Consider the following 17646-nt stretch of genomic DNA (forward strand, 5'->3'; position numbering starts at 1 on the left):
CAATTTCTGCCGGTTTTTTGTGTGCTTTCATACTGCGCTGTCTGTCAGATAGAAGAGGCCTCCATTTATTATAGAGATATTAATCTTTGGCTCATATTGCTCTTGAAGGGCTGCTTTCTCGTTTTCATAGCTTTCGCCCTTTTCTTCTGCATCTTCATAAAAATGTTCAAGAAGGCTGAGATCCTTTTGCCAGCGCTTGCGGGCTTCATCAGCCCATAAATGTTCTTCCTGTTCAATTACGGACTTTATGAAATTAGCTACCCTGAATACACCGCTTCCCGGCATAATGAGCGGTGACAGAGTGAAAGAGTAGTCGGGAATCTTTGGTGTAAGGCTCATGCCAAGCAATCTGTCATGAAAGCTTTCAACCATTTGCCCATTTATTAATTGGAGGCCGATGGATTTAAAGACATCTCTTTTTCGGTCGCATTGATAAGATACACGGACGTTCATTCCCAGCCATGGCCTTAATGGAACCTGCATGCCTGGTGCCTCCCGGTGGTTTTCATACAATCGTATATAGCCTGCCAGGTTCCGGGCAGAATGAAAGATCTGGTGAAGTCTTGGGGAGCCAAAATGAATGACTTCCCCCTTAATATGTGCAGGGGCGAGCTGCTGGTTTGTAATAAGTGTAAGCTGCATTGGGTTAGGAACTCCGCCTGTTTTTTCGAGATAATGCCAGTAAAAGGGGCGATTCATTAATTCCTTATCCAGATCAATCGTCAGCTGTACGGTCATATACCCCGGGCCTTTATCAATTATTTCGCATCCATTTGCGTGAAAATACCTTTCAAGGAATTTATGAATTTCCTGTTGCTGCATTCAGTCCACCTTCTTTCATATCCTCAGCAAATTGAATCATGCTCGTAAGGTTCTCCATTTTGATTCTCATTTCACCTTCAGAAGCAGATCTTCCGAAAATGTCAACAAGGTGATCGTCAATACTGCCAAATTCAAGTTTTGTTAAAATATCATCCAAATCACCTATGACTTTTTCAAAAAGATGTATTTTCTCATATAAAAGCTTCATTACATGTTCTTCGACTGTATCTTTAGTGGCAAAATTATAAATCATGACATCCTTTTCCTGGCCGAGACGATGGATACGTCCTATCCTTTGTTCGAGACGCATTGGATTCCAGGGGAGATCAAAATTAATGATATGATTGCAGAATTGCAGGTTTATCCCTTCTCCTCCTGCTTCTGTTGCAATCAGGACTTGAGCATTCTTTTGGAAAAGCTCCCTCATCCAGTCCTTCTTGCCTCTTTTAAATCCTCCCCTGAACGGCACAGATGTAATCCCATATTGTTTTAAAAACCACTGAAGATACATTTGTGTTGCTCTGTATTCAGTAAAGATTATGACCTTGTCATTTATGTTTTGTATTAATTCCAGAGCTTTTTGAGCTTTGGAATTTTGCTGGACAGCTTCCACTTTTTTAATAAGGTATTGAATTTGTTCCTGAAAAGCTATTGAGGGCTGTTCCTGTCTTTTTAGCATATTCTGAAGGGTGAAATAGACAGCTTCCCTGCTGCTGCACGCCTCTCTTTGCAGGGTCATCACAGAAAATTGGCTCGAACTGACCCAGTCACCTTCACCCCGCAGCTCTGTTACAGCTTCATAAAGCTCGCGCTCAGCCTGCGAGAATTCAATCGGTATTGTTTCCACCTGTCTTTTGGTCCATTCAATTCCTGTATCTGCCCTGCGGTTGCGGATCATTACTTTGTTTACGAGTTCTTTTAGATGTGCATCATCGTTTAAAGAACGCGAGTCCTTTTTATAATTCTCATAAAAGGCTGATTCATTGCCCAGATGGCCTGGTTTGAGCAAAGACACAAGGTTGAATATCTCACTTATGCGATTCTGAATAGGTGTCGCTGTTAAAAGGAGGCAAAACTTCTTTTTCAGGTTTTGCACAAACTCATAGTTTTTGGTTTTATTATTTTTAAGCTTATGAGCTTCATCTATAATGATCAGATCATAATCAAGGCTGTAGATAATATCCCGATGGGGATTTCGTTTGGCTGTATCAATGGATGATACCACTACATCGCATTGTTCCCATACATAGCTTTTCCGCTGTGCCACAGCCGGAATAAAAAATTTGCTGTTGAGCTCCATGGCCCATTGTGAAACGAGGGAAGCAGGAACGAGTATAAGGACTTTTTTTACGAGTCCCCTGATCATATATTCCTTTAATATCAAACCAGCTTCAATCGTTTTGCCGAGACCGACCTCATCAGCAAGGATCGCTTTGCCGTTCATGCTTTCAACAACCTGCTTGGCTACTTCCAGCTGATGGGGAAGGGGAGTAAGATTCGGCAGATGCTTTGGAGCCTGCAGGCCTTCAAAATCAGGAATAGTCGTGTGGTTTTCAACCTCAACAGCCAATTTATAAAGCTCCCAATTTCCCCATGGGCCGTCGTCATCAATTCTTTTTAAGAATTCATCCTGCCAGGCAGAATCAAAGCCAATTTGCACTGTCATAAAAACAGCTCCTTTTATCTATATAAAGATATTGCCCAAACCTCGTTAAGGTGGTACGATGTTAATAGCTTTGAAAGTTTTGAAAGTTAACACATTACATTTAGTTAACCGAAATAATGGATTTTTTATTTTTTCTGTTTGGTATAAGTATGACCAACTTGGAAAATTTTATAAATGCGAATGACAACAAGGGGAGAGACTACTTTGTAGCGCCGAAGGAGCAAGCAAAATCTGTGAATCTCTCAGGCAAAAGAACTCTTGTTTGACGCAGCTCTGGAGAGTGCTTTTTAATAAGCCACCCAAGGGGAAAGCCGATTTCGGTAAACTTTCAGGTGCAAGGACAGAGATCTTCTCATATTTGAGGGGATACTCTGTCCTTTTTTATGTTCAACAAGAAATTTTTGAACTTCGAGAACTGTCTAGCTCCATCGCCTACTCCCTCGAGGTCACAAGCTTGTCTTGTTTCGGCTTCTAGGGACTCGGGGTCATAAGCCGTTTCCTTTCAGAAGGAAAAACGCCTTCTTACAGGAACCGTCTTATGCCTGAGGCCCCCAGGATGAGGGTCATGCAGACGTTGCCACAGGACGTGGCGCTCTCAGTCTGCGTTCCTTGAAAGGACAATCGCCTCCACATTTCGAGCAATCCTCCCAAAAAGGCAAAGAACGCCTTTCCGTGAGGCTTGTCTTGTGCTTGTCGGGGGTGGGCAAGGCGCTTCCGCTTTTCTTATGTTCCTGCAACAACTTCAAAAGATTTAAGGGGGACGAGTAAATGTCACAGTTAAAACGCACGCCTTTATTTGAGGTGTACAAAGATTACGGAGCAAAAACCATTGATTTCGGGGGCTGGGACCTTCCTGTTCAATTTTCAAGCATTAAAGAAGAACATGAAGCAGTCCGTACAAAAGCCGGGCTTTTTGATGTATCCCATATGGGTGAAATCGAAGTGAAGGGGACGGATAGCCTTAAATACCTTCAAAAAATGATGACGAACGATATTTCCAAATTAAAGAACTCAGGTGCTCAATATACAGCCATGTGTTATGAGAATGGCGGAACTGTTGATGATTTACTTGTCTATAAAATAGAGGATGATCATTATTTGCTGGTTGTAAATGCTTCCAATATTGAAAAGGACTTCAACTGGCTTCAGGACCATGCTGAAGGGAATGTGGAATTGAAAAACCTTTCTGAAGATATGGCACAGCTTGCGATTCAGGGACCGCTTGCAGAAAAAGTGCTCCAAAAGCTTGCTGGCACGAACCTGTCGGATATCGGATTTTTCAAATTCCAGCAGGATGTAGATCTGAATGGAAAGAAAGCGCTAGTCTCCAGAACAGGTTATACAGGAGAAGACGGATTTGAAGTTTATTGTGATGCCCAGGATGCAGTCGCATTATGGATTGAAATCCTTGAAGCAGGCAAAGAAGAAGGCGTGCTGCCATGCGGGCTTGGCGCAAGGGATACTCTTCGTTTTGAAGCCAACCTGGCACTCTATGGGCAGGAGCTCTCGCCTGAAATCACACCTCTTGAGGCAGGAATCGGCTTTGCTGTAAAAGTCAATAAAGAAGCTGATTTTATCGGCAAAGAAGTGCTTAAGAATCAAAAAGAAAATGGGGTTCCCCGCAAGCTGGCTGGAATTGAAATGATTGACCGCGGCATTCCGCGCCATGGCTATCCTGTATATAAAGGGGAAGAACTGATCGGGGAAGTGACAACAGGAACTCAATCTCCGACATTAAAAAAGAATATTGGCCTTGTTCTTATCAAGAAAGAGCATGCGGAGCCGGGAACTGATTTGGAAGTGGAAATCCGCGGCAAACGACTGAAGGCTAAGATTGCAGCAACACCTTTTTATAAAAGAGAAAAGAACTAACCGGGGGGAGAAAATGATGAAACATCGCTATTTACCGATGACAGAGTCTGACCAGAAAGCAATGCTTGAAAAAATCGGCGTCAGTTCTGTGGAAGAACTATTCAGTGATATTCCCGAAAGTGTAAGATTTAAGGGTGAATATAAAATCAAGCCGGCAAAATCTGAGACAGCCTTACTGAAAGAGCTTACTAAAATGGCTCAGAAAAATGCTGATCTTCGTACAAATACATCTTTCCTTGGTGCGGGTGTTTATGATCATTACATGCCAATCATTGTTGATCATGTGTTATCCCGTTCAGAGTTTTATACTGCCTATACTCCTTACCAGCCAGAAATCTCCCAGGGAGAGCTCCAGGCAATTTTTGAATTCCAGACCATGATCTGTGAGTTAACAGGAATGGATGTTGCCAACTCATCTATGTATGATGGCGGAACAGCACTTGCTGAAGCAGCCATGCTAAGCGCAGGCAGCACACGCCGCAAGAAAATTCTTATCTCAAGCGCCGTTCATCCTGAATCTAAAGAAGTAGTAAAGACATATGCAAAGGGCCAATATATTGAAGTGATTGAAATTCCTCATAAGGACGGCATCACAGATCTTGAAGCTCTAAATGGAATGATTGGCGATGATATCGCAGCTGTCATTGTACAGTATCCTAACTTTTTTGGCAGAGTCGAGCCTTTACAAGAGCTTGAGGAGATTATCCATGCCCATAAATCCATGTTTGTTGTTTCAAGCAACCCGCTTGCTCTTGGCGCACTGACACCTCCTGGTAAATTCGGAGCAGACATTGTAGCAGGAGATGCCCAGGTTTTCGGAATTCCTACAGCTTTCGGAGGCCCGCATTGCGGATATTTTGCCGTTACAACCAAGCTAATGAGAAAAGTGCCGGGCCGTCTTGTCGGACAAACGGTAGACGATCAGGGGCGCCGCGGCTTCGTGCTTACTCTTCAGGCGCGTGAACAGCATATCCGACGCGATAAGGCAACCTCAAATATTTGTTCCAATCAGGCTCTAAACGCACTTGCGGCATCTGTAGCGATGACTGCTCTTGGCAAGAAGGGCGTAAAGGAAATGGCTGCTGCCAATATGCAAAAAGCCCATTATGCGAAACAGCAATTTAAGGCTGCCGGTTTTGAAGTTCCATTCGAAGGCCCTTCATTTAATGAATTTGTCATCAAATTGAATAAGCCTGTTAAAGAAGTAAATCAAAAGCTTCTTGATAAGGGCATTATTGGCGGCTACGATTTGGGCAGAGATTATGCTGACCTGAAAAATCATATGCTTGTTGCTGTAACAGAATTGAGAACGAAGAATGAAATTGATGCATTCGTTAAAGAAATGGGGGATTACCATGCATAAGGAAGATCAGCCACTCATCTTTGAATTAAGCACAGAAGGCCGTATCGGCTACAGCCTGCCTGAAATGGATATTCCAGAAATTGACCTGGGCGAACTTCTTCCCGAAGGCTACCTGCGAGAGGAAGAGCCTGAGCTGCCGGAAGTGTCTGAACTTGATATCATGCGTCATTATACTGCACTTTCAAAACGCAATCATGGCGTTGATTCAGGGTTTTATCCACTGGGCTCCTGCACAATGAAATACAACCCTAAAATCAATGAGAATGTAGCGCGCTTCAATGGTTTTGCCCACTTGCACCCGCTGCAGGATGAAAGCTCTGTTCAAGGTGCTCTGGAACTGATGTATGATCTGCAGGAGCATCTGATTGAAATTACGGGAATGGATGAGGTTACACTTCAGCCAGCTGCAGGAGCACATGGAGAATGGACTGGATTAATGATGATCCGTTCTTATCATGAAGCAAATGGCGATACAAAGCGCACTAAAGTAGTCGTTCCTGACTCTGCCCACGGAACAAATCCTGCATCCGCGACAGTCGCAGGCTTTGAAACAGTAACTGTTAAATCTGATGAAAATGGGCTGGTGGATTTAGAGGATCTAAGAAGAGTGGTTGGCGAGGATACTGCTGCCCTTATGCTGACTAACCCGAATACTTTAGGTTTGTTTGAAGAAAACATTCTTGAAATGGCTGAGATTGTTCACGGCGCCGGCGGGAAGCTATATTATGATGGAGCTAACCTGAATGCTGTACTTTCAAAAGCACGCCCTGGAGATATGGGATTTGACGTGGTTCACCTTAATCTTCATAAAACCTTTACAGGACCGCATGGCGGCGGCGGACCGGGATCAGGGCCAGTCGGGGTAAAAGCGGATCTGATTCCTTTCCTTCCAAAGCCTGTTTTGGTAAAGAACGGTGACCAATATGAATTTGATTATGACCGCCCGCAATCAATCGGCCGTGTAAAGCCATATTACGGAAACTTTGGAATCAATGTCCGGGCTTATACTTATATCCGTACTATGGGGCCAGATGGACTGAAGGCTGTTACGGAAAATGCGGTATTAAACGCAAACTATATGATGAGAAGGCTTGCGCCATTCTTTGACCTGCCATTTGACAGACATTGCAAGCATGAATTCGTTTTAAGCGGCAAGCGCCAAAAGAAACTTGGCGTGCGTACATTGGATATTGCCAAGCGTCTTCTTGACTTTGGCTACCATCCGCCAACCATCTACTTCCCGCTTAACGTGGAAGAGTGTATTATGATTGAGCCGACAGAAACAGAATCAAAAGAAACGCTGGACGCTTTTGTCGACGCCATGATTCAAATAGCTAAAGAAGCTGAGGAAAACCCTGAGATTGTTCAGGAAGCACCTCACACAACAGTAATTGGCCGTCTTGATGAAACAATGGCTGCAAGAAAGCCGGTTCTTCGCTATCAAAAGCAATAAAACGAAAAAGGGTGTCCCTAAGAGGGCACTCTTTTTTTGCGTCTTATAGACTACTTGTGAACTCTGGGAAGGAATAGGGAAATTTGGGAATTTGCAGCGATTCCGGGGAATGGAATCGAAAACCTGGGCATGAAACAAGCTAAATGAGAAAAGAACAGCGGTTTTGGCGAATAGATTATATGATTGAACTTAGAAGAGGGGTTTCCAATCAATAGACCCCGTTAAAATAACGGGGTCTTTTTAAATATTGCTATTATTTTTTCGCTTTCACTTTTCCTGTCCATTTTTTAAATCCGCCCTGCAGGTGTGAAAGGTCTTTGTAGCCTTTACGATGCAAAAACTGGGCAGCTCTCGCACTTCTCATGCCGCTTTGGCAATATAAGTAGACTGGCTTGTCCGGACGCAATTCCTTCATGCGCATTTTCATTTGTGAAAGCGGTATATTGCGGGCACCTAAAATATGGCCGTTTTCAAATTCATTTGGTTCACGTACATCGATTAATTGGGCTTTTCTGTAGCCTTCTCTGAACTGGTCTTCCGTAAGCGTTTTAACAATTCGGCGCTGATAAAACCAGGTTATCACGGAATAGGTAATGATTGCACCCAAAATGATAAGAATGAAATAAAGTGTTTCCAATATGTCTTTCTCCTTTCACACATAGGTAAGCCAACTAATATTATATAAGCCTTTCCTAATAGGAGTAAAGGAAATCTGTTAAATTTGTTATGGAAATTCAACTTGCTTTAAATTTCACTGGAATTTTGGTAGACTATTAACCGCAAATGACTAGTTAAAGAATCTGAAAATGAGGGCTACATATGACTAAAGAGGTTTGGCGTTTTATCGATTCAAAAGAGGGGTCACCTTCTTTTAATATGGCTTTGGATGAGGCGTTGCTTGACTGGAACAGTGAGGGCAAAATGCCTCCTGTAATCCGTTTTTACGGCTGGAATCCGGCGACTCTTTCAATCGGCTATTTCCAAAAGGTTGAAAAAGAAATAGATATGGAAGCTGTGAAGCAGCATGGATTGGGATTTGTCCGAAGGCCTACAGGCGGAAGAGGCGTACTTCATGAACATGAACTCACATACAGTGTGATCGTACCTGAAGCCCACCCCGAAATGCCGAATACAGTAACTGAAGCATACAGAGTTATTTCGGAAGGGATTTTAAAAGGTTTTCACGGACTTGGGATGGAAGCTTATTTTGCAGTGCCGAAGACAGCTGAAGAAAGGGACTCTCTGAAAAATCCAAGATCTGCTGTTTGTTTTGATGCCCCCAGCTGGTATGAACTTGTTGTAGAAGGCCGTAAAGTGGCTGGGAGTGCACAAACAAGGCAAAAAGGGGTAATCCTTCAGCATGGTTCCATTTTGCTTGATTTGGATGAAGACAAGCTGTTCAGCTTGTTCAAATATCCGAATGACAGAGTCAAAGAGAGAATGCAAAAAGCTTTTAAGAATAAAGCTGTTGCTATAAATGAGCTGACAACTGAAAAAATTACCCTGGATCAAGCAAAAGCAGCTTTCAAAAAGGGATTTGAAGAAGGCTTGAATATTGAACTTGAACCTTACAAGCTTACAGATGAAGAAATGGCATATGTACAAAAAATCGCAAAAGAGCGATATGAAAGTGATGACTGGAACTATAAGAGATAAAAGCGGCAAAGTCGCTTTTTCTCTTTTTTTAATGAATAATTTTCCAATTGTTGCCCTGGAAAAGTGCAAGCTTCAAAATATGTTAAAATTTATCGTTAATTGTCGGAAATCGGCTATTAACTCTGTTTTTCTTTAAATTTTGGTATATTTTAAGTTTGACAAAATCACTTTTAGTTGAACTAGACACAATATGTAGTGGTGTCGAAAATATTTAGGACACTATATATTGATTTTGGGGTTTGAGGTATGATAACTTTAGGGTACTCTTTTAAAACAGATAGATTTACCCTATCTGCCAGAATACTTACACAAATTGATAATTGAATTTAGAAGGAGTTGTAACAATGTCTGTTGCTCTAGGACAAAAAATGAAATTGAACATTGATCGTTTAAACAAGGATATCCGTCTTTTTCCTCAGGTTCACCCTGTAACCCCAGATATGAAAATGACCCACAAAGGTGTTTCCCGCTTAGTTATGCTAGATCGTTACACCTTCAAAGACACCGAGAAAGTGACACTCACAAACGGTGACTTCGTCGTCCTCACAATCAAGGAAGATCCAAAATTTCCGGCACGAGGCTTAGGATTCATCCAGGATATTGACTGGGAAAACAAGACAGCCAAGGTTTTAGTCGAGGAAGACTACAGAGGAGTACTGGATGATCCGGAAGAATCGAGAACAGGCATTATTACAAAGCCTCTTGATGTAATCGAGAAACCCCTTGAAATCTTCTATGAGCAAATCGCCAAGCGTAACGCAACAGGCCTGGCATCTGTTGAGAAAACCGAAGAAAAAAGAAAAGAATGGTTTGAAAAGTTCTATCAGGAATTGAAAAACTTGAATTTCATTCCGGCTGGCCGCGTATTGTATGGAGCGGGTGCCGACACAGATGTTACGTATTTCAATTGCTACGTAATGCCATTCGTACAGGACTCCCGTGAAGGAATTTCCGAGCACCGAAAGCAGGTAATGGAAATCATGAGCCGAGGCGGAGGAGTTGGGACAAACGGTTCAACCCTAAGGCCGCGCAACACACTGGCTAAAGGAGTAAACGGCAAGTCATCGGGTTCAGTATCCTGGCTTGATGATATTGCGAAGCTTACACACCTTGTGGAGCAGGGAGGTTCCCGCAGAGGCGCTCAGATGATTATGCTGGCAGATTGGCACCCGGACATCATCGAATTCATCATCTCGAAAATGCAAAACCCAAGAATTTTACGATTCCTTCTTGAAAATACAAATGATGATACAATAAAAAAATATGCTAAAGAAAAATTAAAATTCACTCCATTTACTGAACAGGAAATAGCCATGTACCAGGGTATTATCAATTACAAGAGCATTCCCGGCTATGGCGGTTTCAGCGATAAAATCATACAGGATGCTGAAGAAAAACTGGCGACTGGCGGTACTTACAGTGTTCATAATTCTGAATTCCTGACCGGGGCAAACATTTCAGTCTGCCTGACAAAAGAATTTATGGATGCAGTTGAAAATGATGCAGAATATGAGCTTCGCTTCCCGGATGTTGAATCATATGATGCTGATACCATGAAAACCTACAACGAAGAATGGCATAAAGTCGGTGACGTCAGAGAATGGGGAAAACTTGGCTATAAAGTCCGTGTTCACCGCAAAATCAAAGCGAAAGAACTTTGGAACCTGATTAATATCTGTGCAACATACTCGGCAGAGCCAGGTATTTTCTTTATTGATAATGCCAATGACATGACCAATGCACAGGCTTACGGACAAAAGGTTGTAGCAACAAATCCGTGTGGCGAACAGCCTCTTGCACCATATTCAGTCTGCAACCTTGCAGCAGTGAACCTTGCAGAAATGGCAGATAAGGAAAATAAGACCGTTAATTTTGAAAAGCTGAAGCGTACTGTTGAAGTGGGAGTACGTATGCAGGACAATGTAATAGATGCTACACCATACTTCCTTGAAGAAAACAAAAAACAGGCATTAGGCGAGCGCCGTGTTGGTCTTGGCGTTATGGGGCTTCATGACCTGCTGATCTATTGTGAAACAGAATATGGTTCTGAGGAAGGCAATGTGCTGATTGACAAAGTCTTCGAAACCATTGCAGCCACAGCTTACAGAGCTTCTGTAGAGCTTGCGGAGGAAAAAGGGAGCTTCCCATTCTTAACAGGTGAAAATGCTGAAGAAACAAATCGCCTGCGCAAAGCTTTTACAGAAACAGGCTTCATGCAGAAAATGCCTGAGGATATCCGTGAATCCATTTTACAAAGCGGAATCCGTAATTCACATCTTCTGACTGTTGCACCTACTGGATCCACAGGTACCATGGTTGGAGTATCTACAGGTCTTGAACCATATTTCTCCTTCTCATACTTCAGGAGCGGCCGCTTAGGCAAGTTCATTGAAGTAAAGGCAGATATTGTTCAGGAATATTTAGACCGCAATCCGGATGCAGATCCTAATAATCTGCCTGAATGGTTTGTGGCAGCAATGGATCTGGCTCCTGAAGCCCACGCAGATGTTCAATGTGTTATACAGCGCTGGATCGACAGCTCGATCAGTAAAACAGTAAATGCACCGAAGGGCTACAGTGTTGAACAGGTTGAGCAAGTGTATGAACGCTTATACCGCGGCGGTGCAAAGGGCGGCACTGTCTATGTAGACGGCTCACGCGATTCTCAAGTATTGACGCTGAAAGCTGAAGAGAACAGCTTTGAAGATACAGATACAGTCAAAAAAGAAAAATCAAAGCAGCATGTAGTTCTGGTTGATACAATCAGCGACCTGCGTTCAACCGATGTAACAATCGGTTCGGAAGTCGGCAATACATGTCCAGTATGCCGTAAAGGAAAAGTCAAAGAAATCGGCGGCTGCAATACTTGCACAAACTGTAATGCCCAGCTGAAATGCGGTTTATAAAAGAATAATTTAAACGAACCAAGAAGATGGAAATAATTGTTCCATCTTCTTTTTTTGCTGTTGGATTAATTGGTTCATACTACAGACATAGGGTTCTGCTGACATTTTTCCGCTGGCAGGACAAATTGATAAAGTGAGGTATGCCTAATGAAGCCATTTATCCCTCAGCTAGTTTATATAGAACCTCAAGCTCTCGAATATCCCCTAGGAAGAGAGCTAAAGGAAAAATTTGAAAAAATGAACTTGGAAATTAGGGAAACAACATCACATAACCAGGTGAGAAATATTCCCGGTGATAACGAATTGCAAAAGTACCGCAATGCGAAATCCACTTTGGTGGTAGGCATCAGACGAACTCTGAAATTTGATACATCCAAGCCTTCGGCAGAATATGCCATTCCGCTTGCTACAGGCTGCATGGGCCACTGCCACTATTGCTATCTGCAAACCACACTTGGAAGCAAGCCATATATTCGCACGTATGTAAACCTTGAAGAAATCTTTGAGCAGGCCTCTAAATATATGGAGGAGAGAAAGCCGGAGCTTACACGATTTGAAGCTGCATGTACATCCGATATCGTAGGGATTGATCATTTGACCCATTCTCTGAAAAAAACAATTGAATTTATTGGCCAGACGGAGTATGGCCAGCTCCGCTTTGTCACTAAGTATCATCATGTCGACCATCTGCTTGATGCTAAACATAATGGGAAAACCCGATTTCGATTTAGTGTTAATTCGCGGTTTGTAATAAAAAACTTTGAACCGGGCACTTCCTCTTTCGACGATCGGCTTGAAGCTGCCCGCAAAGTAGCTAATGCCGGCTACCCGCTTGGCTTTATCGTAGCGCCTATTTACATGCATGATGATTGGCGTGAAGGCTATCATGAACTTTTTCAAAGGTTAAGCAAATCGCTCGAAGGCATCAATCTGGAAGGATTAACTTTCGAGTTAATCCAGCACAGATTTACAAAACCAGCCAAAAAGGTAATTGAAAAACGCTACCCGAAAACAAAGCTGGAAATGGATGAAGAAAAACGCAAATACAAGTGGGGAAGATATGGAATAGGCAAGTATGTTTATCCGACTGATGAAGCAAAGGATCTTGAAAATACGATTAGGGGGTATATTCACTCTTATTTTCCAGAAGCAGAAGTGCAATATTTCACCTAAACCTGAGTTTTTGCTTGTCAGCCGTACTATTTTAAAAAGCTCCTGATTAAAGATGTATAAGTAAGAGTTCCTCTATGGGCAAGTACATCGACAGGAGTGGCTTACATGTATATAGATGGGGTTTTTTCAGGAGGAGGCATCAAGGGGTTTGCGTTAATCGGTGCTTATGAGGAAGTTCACAAAAGAGGCTTTCGATTTAAGCGGGTTGCAGGGACAAGTGCTGGTTCCATCGTTGCTGCTTTAATTGCTGCCAATTATACAAGTGATGAAATATATCAGCTCGTCGATCAGTTTGATGTAAAAAAGCTTCTTGATGAAAGAAAAACCTTTATTCCCTTCGCAGTAGGAAAATGGCTTAACCTTTATTGGCGGCTGGGATTATATAAAGGATCCGAGCTGGAAACCTGGATTGCTCAAAAGCTGGCTGACAGGGGGATTAGAACCTTTTCAGACCTTCCTCCGCAATCGCTGAGAGTCATAGCTTCTGACCTGACAAACGGAAGACTGGTAGTACTGCCCGATGATCTTATAAATTATGGGATTGACCCCGCTTCGTTTTCGGTAGCAAAGGCGATAAGGATGAGCTGCAGTCTCCCGTATTTTTTTGAGCCGGTTAAGCTGAACGCATACAGCAGCTCGAGTGTCATTGTGGATGGCGGGGTTCTAAGCAATTTTCCCATGTGGCTTTTTGATAAGGAAAACGTGAAAAAGACAAGGCCTGTCCTCGGGATAAAGTTAAGCCATAATTTAAGCGAACGGCCGCCGAATAAAATTGACAACGCCATCCAAATGTATGCTGCGCTTTTTGAAACGATGAAGGATGCACATGATGCCAGATACATCTCCAGAAAACATGCACAAAACATTATTTTCATTCCAACGGATGGCGTGCTGACTGCTGAATTTAATATAACCGAGCAAAAGAAAAAAGATCTTCTGGAGCACGGCAGGCAATGTGCGGAGCAATTTTTTTCATCATGGAGCTATTAAAGAGAAAAGCCAGAGCCCGATTCTTGAAGGTTCCCCAGAATTCAGGACTTATCATATAAAAGTAAAAAATCGAGCCCGAGTTAAAGGGAGGCTCGATTTTTCTTTTTGCCTTTTTTGCCTTCTATGACTGTCAAGTGTGGAGAAGATTTTTTCTTAGCCTTTTTAATTGAAGTAAGGGAACCTACAGAAGCCTTTCTTCCATTGGCTGAGCCCGTTTCTTTATTGTTAAAGCGCCTTTTTGATTTTTTGGCTGCCTTTATAAAAGCTCGCTGTTCCCGCTTTGAGGGATTAAATCTGTTAAAGCGCTGAAAAAGAAAGTATACAACAGCACCAATGATGACAATGACAGCTATTCTCTGCAAAAAACCGGCAGGATTTGAGATCAGGCTGACGGCAACTCCGATAACAGCTAGCAAAATGAGCCCGGAGACAATATAAAATGTAAATGGTTTTTTCAAGAAAGCCACCTCCCTAAAAGCATGATGAGCAATTTTATAAGCTTTTAAACTATATAAGCTAAAGTTTATCGAAATAATTAATGAAAGTTGTCTTCATATTTTTCTTTTCCTATTTCTTTACAATTTAAACAGCGGAATATATCTTTTAATAAGTATCGGGAATAGCTGGATGCTGCCTATACTTAAATTTATGCTATGCACACAAGTCCCGGAACACACATTACCTCAAATAAGCACAAAATCAAAGGACTGTATCATTAATTATTTTATTCGACCTAAAATCTCATAAAACCTCTATACAACAGGAAATTATATAAAAAATATGGACGATCTTTGCAGGATAGTTAATCCAATCTGCATTTATTTTAAATCTGGTGCAATGGAATAAATGCGTGTGGACATAATAGGAAAAGGAGGTGGCGCAAAGTGGCAGAAGAAAAGGAGCGCTTGGAACAGGATCAAAGGGAAAAACCAATGTCTTTTATGGCAATGGTGGTCATTACCGGACTGGTTGGAGGCATTCTTTGGAGCGGCCTGGCCTATCTGGCATACGTGTTTAATTTTACCGAAATTCGCCCTAATGTCATTCTCGAACCCTGGACGATTGGTGCCTGGAAAGAGGGCTGGCTGGGAACATTGATCTCAATTCTCTTTATTGGAGGAATATCAATTGTGGCGGCCTTAATTTATTATGCAGCGCTGCGGAAATTTCAAAGTATTTTCGTGGGGGCTGGCTATGGAGTTGCCCTTTTTTTACTGGTATTTTTTATACTCAACCCAATCTTTCCTGGAATCAGCCCGTTTTGGGATCTTGAGCGGAATACAATTATCACATCGATCTGTTTCTATATATTATTTGGCGTTTTCGTAGGGTATTCCATTTCATATGAAGCCCAAGAAATCAGAGGCAAGACTGAAGATGAAAAAAAGACCCGCACAGATCCGGATTTAACTTGATGAACAAAGCATAATGACGAATGTTTTATCTTTGTGCATGATTGCTGTTAAGTGATGAAAAATTATGCGAAAAGCGCTATACATCAGAACTGTATGAAATTTTGCTTTATGATAGAATGTTCTTAATGGGCATTCTTTTTCGATGCTGTCAGGGAAATGACTTGAATAGAAAGAGAAGCCCGTCAGCAACTATGTTAAAGGGGGTTGAACATGGGGAAAATACTCCTGTTAAATGGGCCGAATTTAAATCTGCTCGGCAAAAGGGAACCAGGTGTTTATGGAAAAGAAACGCTTGATCAGCTGGAGCAAAATATGAAAGCATTGGGTGCTTCGTTTGAGACAGAAGTGTCCTGTTTTCAGTCAAATCATGAAGGGGAACTCATTGACAAGCTTCACTCCGCCAATGAAGATGGCACACAGGGTATTATTTTCAATCCCGGGGCATTTACCCATTATAGTTATGCGATCAGGGATGCTGTTGCAGGAATCCAGGTTCCTTTGATCGAAGTACATATTTCTAATGTTCATGCCAGAGAAGAATTCAGGCATACTTCTGTCATTGCACCTGCTGCAATAGGGCAAATAGTTGGCCTGGGCTTTAAAGGATATGAACTTGCTTTTCATGCATTATTGGATATTCAAAAGGGGAGAGGATAAGATGGAGAAAATACAAAAATTACGCGAACGCTTTACAGAGTCTGGGATAGATGGAATGCTGATTACCAGCAGTTACAATCGCCGCTATATGACTGGCTTTACCGGTTCAGCCGGCGTCGTATTAATCAGTGCGGATAAAGCAATCTTCATAACCGATTTCCGCTACACGGAACAGGCAGCTAAACAGTGTGAAGGGTATGAAATTGTAAAGCATACTGGTGCAATTCCTGAAGAAGTTGCCAAACAGGCTGAACAGCTTGGGATCAAAAAGCTTGGCTTTGAAGAGAATCATCTAACTTTTTCTTCCTATAAGGCTTATGAAAAAGCTGTTAACGCTGAACTTGTCCCTGTTTCTGACACAATTGAAAAGTTACGCTTGATAAAGACCGAATCAGAGATTAAGATAATAAAGGTGGCAGCTGACATTGCAGATGCTGCGTTTAAACATATTCTTGATGTCATTCGGCCGGGAATTACTGAACTGGAAGTTTCGAATGAATTAGAATTTTTTATGAGAAAAGCGGGTGCAGTTTCATCATCGTTTGATATTATCGTAGCATCCGGATACCGTTCAGCACTTCCGCATGGAGTCGCCAGTGATAAGGTTATCGAAAAAGGCGATTTTGTCACACTGGACTTCGGCGCTTATTATAAGGGCTATGTTTCAGATATTACCCGCACGGTTGCTGTTGGAGAACCTGAAGATAAGCTGAAAGAAATCTATACAATCGTGCAGGAAGCTCAGGAGCGGGGGATGGAAGGCATCAAACCGGGAATGAGCGGCAAAGAAGCAGATGCCTTAACTCGTGATTATATTTCTGGTAAAGGCTATGGCGAGTATTTTGGCCATTCTACCGGACATGGCATCGGGCTTGAAGTGCATGAAGGGCCTGCATTGTCATTTAAGTCTGATGTTATCCTTGAACCTGGAATGGTTGTAACGGTGGAGCCGGGCATTTACATACCGGGCCTTGGCGGTGTCCGCATTGAGGACGATACAGTCATTACAAAGGATCACAACGAAACGCTTACTCATTCTACTAAAGAATTGATCATTCTTTAATTGTACACAATAGGAGGACAAACTCATGATTTCTGTAAACGATTTTCGTACGGGATTGACGATTGAAGTTGATAACGGCATTTGGCGTGTAATGGATTTCCAGCACGTTAAACCTGGAAAAGGAGCGGCATTTGTACGTTCCAAATTGCGCAACCTCCGTACAGGTGCCATTCAGGAAAAAACCTTCCGCGCAGGTGAAAAAGTAGGGAAGGCACAAATTGATAACCGCAAAATGCAATACCTTTATGCAAATGGAGATCAGCATGTTTTCATGGACAATGAGTCTTATGAGCAAATCGAGCTGCCTGCATCTGCAATTGAGTACGAATTAAAGTTTCTAAAAGAAAACATGGAAGTTGCTATTATGCTTTACCAGGGAGAGTCTCTTGGAATCGAGCTTCCTAACTCTGTTGAACTTACAGTGACTGAAACAGAACCAGGCATTAAAGGGGATACTGCTTCCGGCGGAACGAAACCTGCTACACTTGAAACAGGCCTGACTGTACAAGTTCCTTTCTTTGTCAATGAAGGGGATAAGCTGATCATCAATACAACTGATGGTTCCTACGTGTCTCGTGCATAATTTGAAAAAAAAATCCCGATTTCTCGG

15 protein-coding genes and 1 riboswitch are annotated in these 17646 nt (G+C 42.3%); of the genes, 11 read left to right on the top strand and 4 right to left on the bottom strand.

Going from position 1 to position 17646, the window contains the following annotated elements; translation table 11 throughout:
• Window positions 1-27: 27 nt before the first annotated feature.
• Together MKY20_RS10160 and MKY20_RS10165 are read right to left on the bottom strand one after the other, a co-directional pair.
• The gene (locus MKY20_RS10160) at window positions 28-822 is read right to left on the bottom strand and encodes a YqhG family protein (RefSeq protein WP_009332925.1); all 795 of its coding nucleotides are present in this window, start codon (window positions 820-822) and stop codon (window positions 28-30) included.
• A complete protein-coding gene (locus MKY20_RS10165; protein WP_019380179.1) occupies window positions 800-2488 on the bottom strand; it encodes a DEAD/DEAH box helicase in 1689 nt (562 codons plus the stop codon). The genes MKY20_RS10160 and MKY20_RS10165 overlap by 23 nt, the downstream gene beginning before the upstream one ends.
• Before the next feature lie 180 nt (window positions 2489-2668).
• Window positions 2669-2756, top strand: a riboswitch (glycine riboswitch).
• 500 nt (window positions 2757-3256) lie between these two features.
• On the opposite strand from MKY20_RS10165, the gene gcvT reads away from it, so the two are divergent.
• From gcvT to gcvPB, 3 genes are read left to right on the top strand one after another with little or no spacing between them, the layout of a single operon-like run.
• Window positions 3257-4360, top strand: coding sequence for a glycine cleavage system aminomethyltransferase GcvT (gcvT, locus tag MKY20_RS10170; protein ID WP_019380181.1), 1104 nt, complete (start codon window positions 3257-3259; stop codon window positions 4358-4360).
• 16 nt (window positions 4361-4376) lie between these two features.
• Window positions 4377-5723: an aminomethyl-transferring glycine dehydrogenase subunit GcvPA gene (gene gcvPA / locus MKY20_RS10175; protein WP_019380182.1), complete on the top strand. Its 1347-nt coding sequence runs from the start codon at window positions 4377-4379 to the stop codon at window positions 5721-5723.
• Entirely contained in the window at window positions 5716-7176 is a 1461-nt protein-coding gene (gene gcvPB, locus MKY20_RS10180; RefSeq protein ID WP_009332921.1) for an aminomethyl-transferring glycine dehydrogenase subunit GcvPB, read from the top strand. Before gcvPA ends, gcvPB begins: the two co-directional genes overlap by 8 nt.
• A 253-nt stretch (window positions 7177-7429) precedes the next feature.
• On the opposite strand, the gene MKY20_RS10185 is transcribed toward gcvPB, so the two are convergent.
• Window positions 7430-7813, bottom strand: coding sequence for a rhodanese-like domain-containing protein (locus MKY20_RS10185; protein WP_009332920.1), 384 nt, complete (start codon window positions 7811-7813; stop codon window positions 7430-7432).
• 182 nt (window positions 7814-7995) lie between these two features.
• On the opposite strand from MKY20_RS10185, the gene MKY20_RS10190 reads away from it, so the two are divergent.
• From MKY20_RS10190 to MKY20_RS10205, 4 genes are all read left to right on the top strand, one after another.
• Window positions 7996-8832, top strand: coding sequence for a lipoate--protein ligase family protein (locus MKY20_RS10190; RefSeq protein WP_019380183.1), 837 nt, complete (start codon window positions 7996-7998; stop codon window positions 8830-8832).
• A gap of 344 nt (window positions 8833-9176) precedes the next feature.
• Window positions 9177-11738 carry a vitamin B12-dependent ribonucleotide reductase gene (locus MKY20_RS10195; protein WP_009332918.1) on the top strand — a complete coding sequence of 854 codons (2562 nt, stop codon included), beginning with the start codon at window positions 9177-9179 and terminating at the stop codon, window positions 11736-11738.
• A 147-nt stretch (window positions 11739-11885) separates the two neighbouring features.
• The gene (gene splB, locus MKY20_RS10200) at window positions 11886-12911 is read left to right on the top strand and encodes a spore photoproduct lyase (protein ID WP_009332917.1); all 1026 of its coding nucleotides are present in this window, start codon (window positions 11886-11888) and stop codon (window positions 12909-12911) included.
• Window positions 12912-13016: 105 nt separating this feature from the next.
• The gene (locus MKY20_RS10205; protein ID WP_009332916.1) at window positions 13017-13901 is read left to right on the top strand and encodes a patatin-like phospholipase family protein; all 885 of its coding nucleotides are present in this window, start codon (window positions 13017-13019) and stop codon (window positions 13899-13901) included.
• Between the two features lie 80 nt (window positions 13902-13981).
• Here MKY20_RS10205 and MKY20_RS10210 read toward each other — a convergent pair whose 3' ends face one another.
• A complete protein-coding gene (locus MKY20_RS10210; protein WP_372675453.1) occupies window positions 13982-14368 on the bottom strand; it encodes an SA1362 family protein in 387 nt (128 codons plus the stop codon).
• Between the two features lie 417 nt (window positions 14369-14785).
• Between MKY20_RS10210 and MKY20_RS10215 the strand changes: the two genes are divergently transcribed.
• The 4 genes from MKY20_RS10215 to efp all read left to right on the top strand — a co-directional run bounded on the left by MKY20_RS10215 (window position 14786) and on the right by efp (window position 17619).
• The gene (locus MKY20_RS10215; RefSeq protein WP_009332914.1) at window positions 14786-15316 is read left to right on the top strand and encodes a YqhR family membrane protein; all 531 of its coding nucleotides are present in this window, start codon (window positions 14786-14788) and stop codon (window positions 15314-15316) included.
• Between the two features lie 210 nt (window positions 15317-15526).
• Window positions 15527-15973, top strand: a complete 447-nt coding sequence (gene aroQ / locus MKY20_RS10220; RefSeq protein WP_009332913.1) for a type II 3-dehydroquinate dehydratase — start codon at window positions 15527-15529, stop codon at window positions 15971-15973.
• Between the two features lies 1 nt (window position 15974).
• Complete coding sequence (locus MKY20_RS10225; RefSeq protein ID WP_009332912.1) at window positions 15975-17036, top strand: M24 family metallopeptidase; 1062 nt, start codon at window positions 15975-15977, stop codon at window positions 17034-17036.
• Window positions 17037-17061: 25 nt separating this feature from the next.
• Complete coding sequence (efp, locus tag MKY20_RS10230; protein ID WP_009332911.1) at window positions 17062-17619, top strand: elongation factor P; 558 nt, start codon at window positions 17062-17064, stop codon at window positions 17617-17619.
• Window positions 17620-17646: the final 27 nt, after the last annotated feature.

Source organism: Cytobacillus sp. FSL W8-0315 (assembly GCF_038002905.1).
Lineage (GTDB): Bacteria > Bacillota > Bacilli > Bacillales > Cytobacillaceae > Cytobacillus > Cytobacillus pseudoceanisediminis.

Excerpts from the sequence above, each read along its gene's own strand:
- MKY20_RS10160 (WP_009332925.1), bottom strand. The coding sequence starts at position 822 with ATGCAGCAACAGGAAATTCATAAATTCCTTGAAAGGTATTTTCACGCA.
- MKY20_RS10165 (WP_019380179.1), bottom strand. The coding sequence starts at position 2,488 with ATGACAGTGCAAATTGGCTTTGATTCTGCCTGGCAGGATGAATTCTTA.
- aroQ (WP_009332913.1), top strand. The coding sequence starts at position 15,527 with ATGGGGAAAATACTCCTGTTAAATGGGCCGAATTTAAATCTGCTCGGC.
- gcvPB (WP_009332921.1), top strand. The coding sequence starts at position 5,716 with ATGCATAAGGAAGATCAGCCACTCATCTTTGAATTAAGCACAGAAGGC.
- MKY20_RS10190 (WP_019380183.1), top strand. The coding sequence starts at position 7,996 with ATGACTAAAGAGGTTTGGCGTTTTATCGATTCAAAAGAGGGGTCACCT.
- gcvT (WP_019380181.1), top strand. The coding sequence starts at position 3,257 with ATGTCACAGTTAAAACGCACGCCTTTATTTGAGGTGTACAAAGATTAC.
- splB (WP_009332917.1), top strand. The coding sequence starts at position 11,886 with ATGAAGCCATTTATCCCTCAGCTAGTTTATATAGAACCTCAAGCTCTC.
- gcvPA (WP_019380182.1), top strand. The coding sequence starts at position 4,377 with ATGAAACATCGCTATTTACCGATGACAGAGTCTGACCAGAAAGCAATG.
- efp (WP_009332911.1), top strand. The coding sequence starts at position 17,062 with ATGATTTCTGTAAACGATTTTCGTACGGGATTGACGATTGAAGTTGAT.
- MKY20_RS10195 (WP_009332918.1), top strand. The coding sequence starts at position 9,177 with ATGTCTGTTGCTCTAGGACAAAAAATGAAATTGAACATTGATCGTTTA.
- MKY20_RS10205 (WP_009332916.1), top strand. The coding sequence starts at position 13,017 with ATGTATATAGATGGGGTTTTTTCAGGAGGAGGCATCAAGGGGTTTGCG.
- MKY20_RS10225 (WP_009332912.1), top strand. The coding sequence starts at position 15,975 with ATGGAGAAAATACAAAAATTACGCGAACGCTTTACAGAGTCTGGGATA.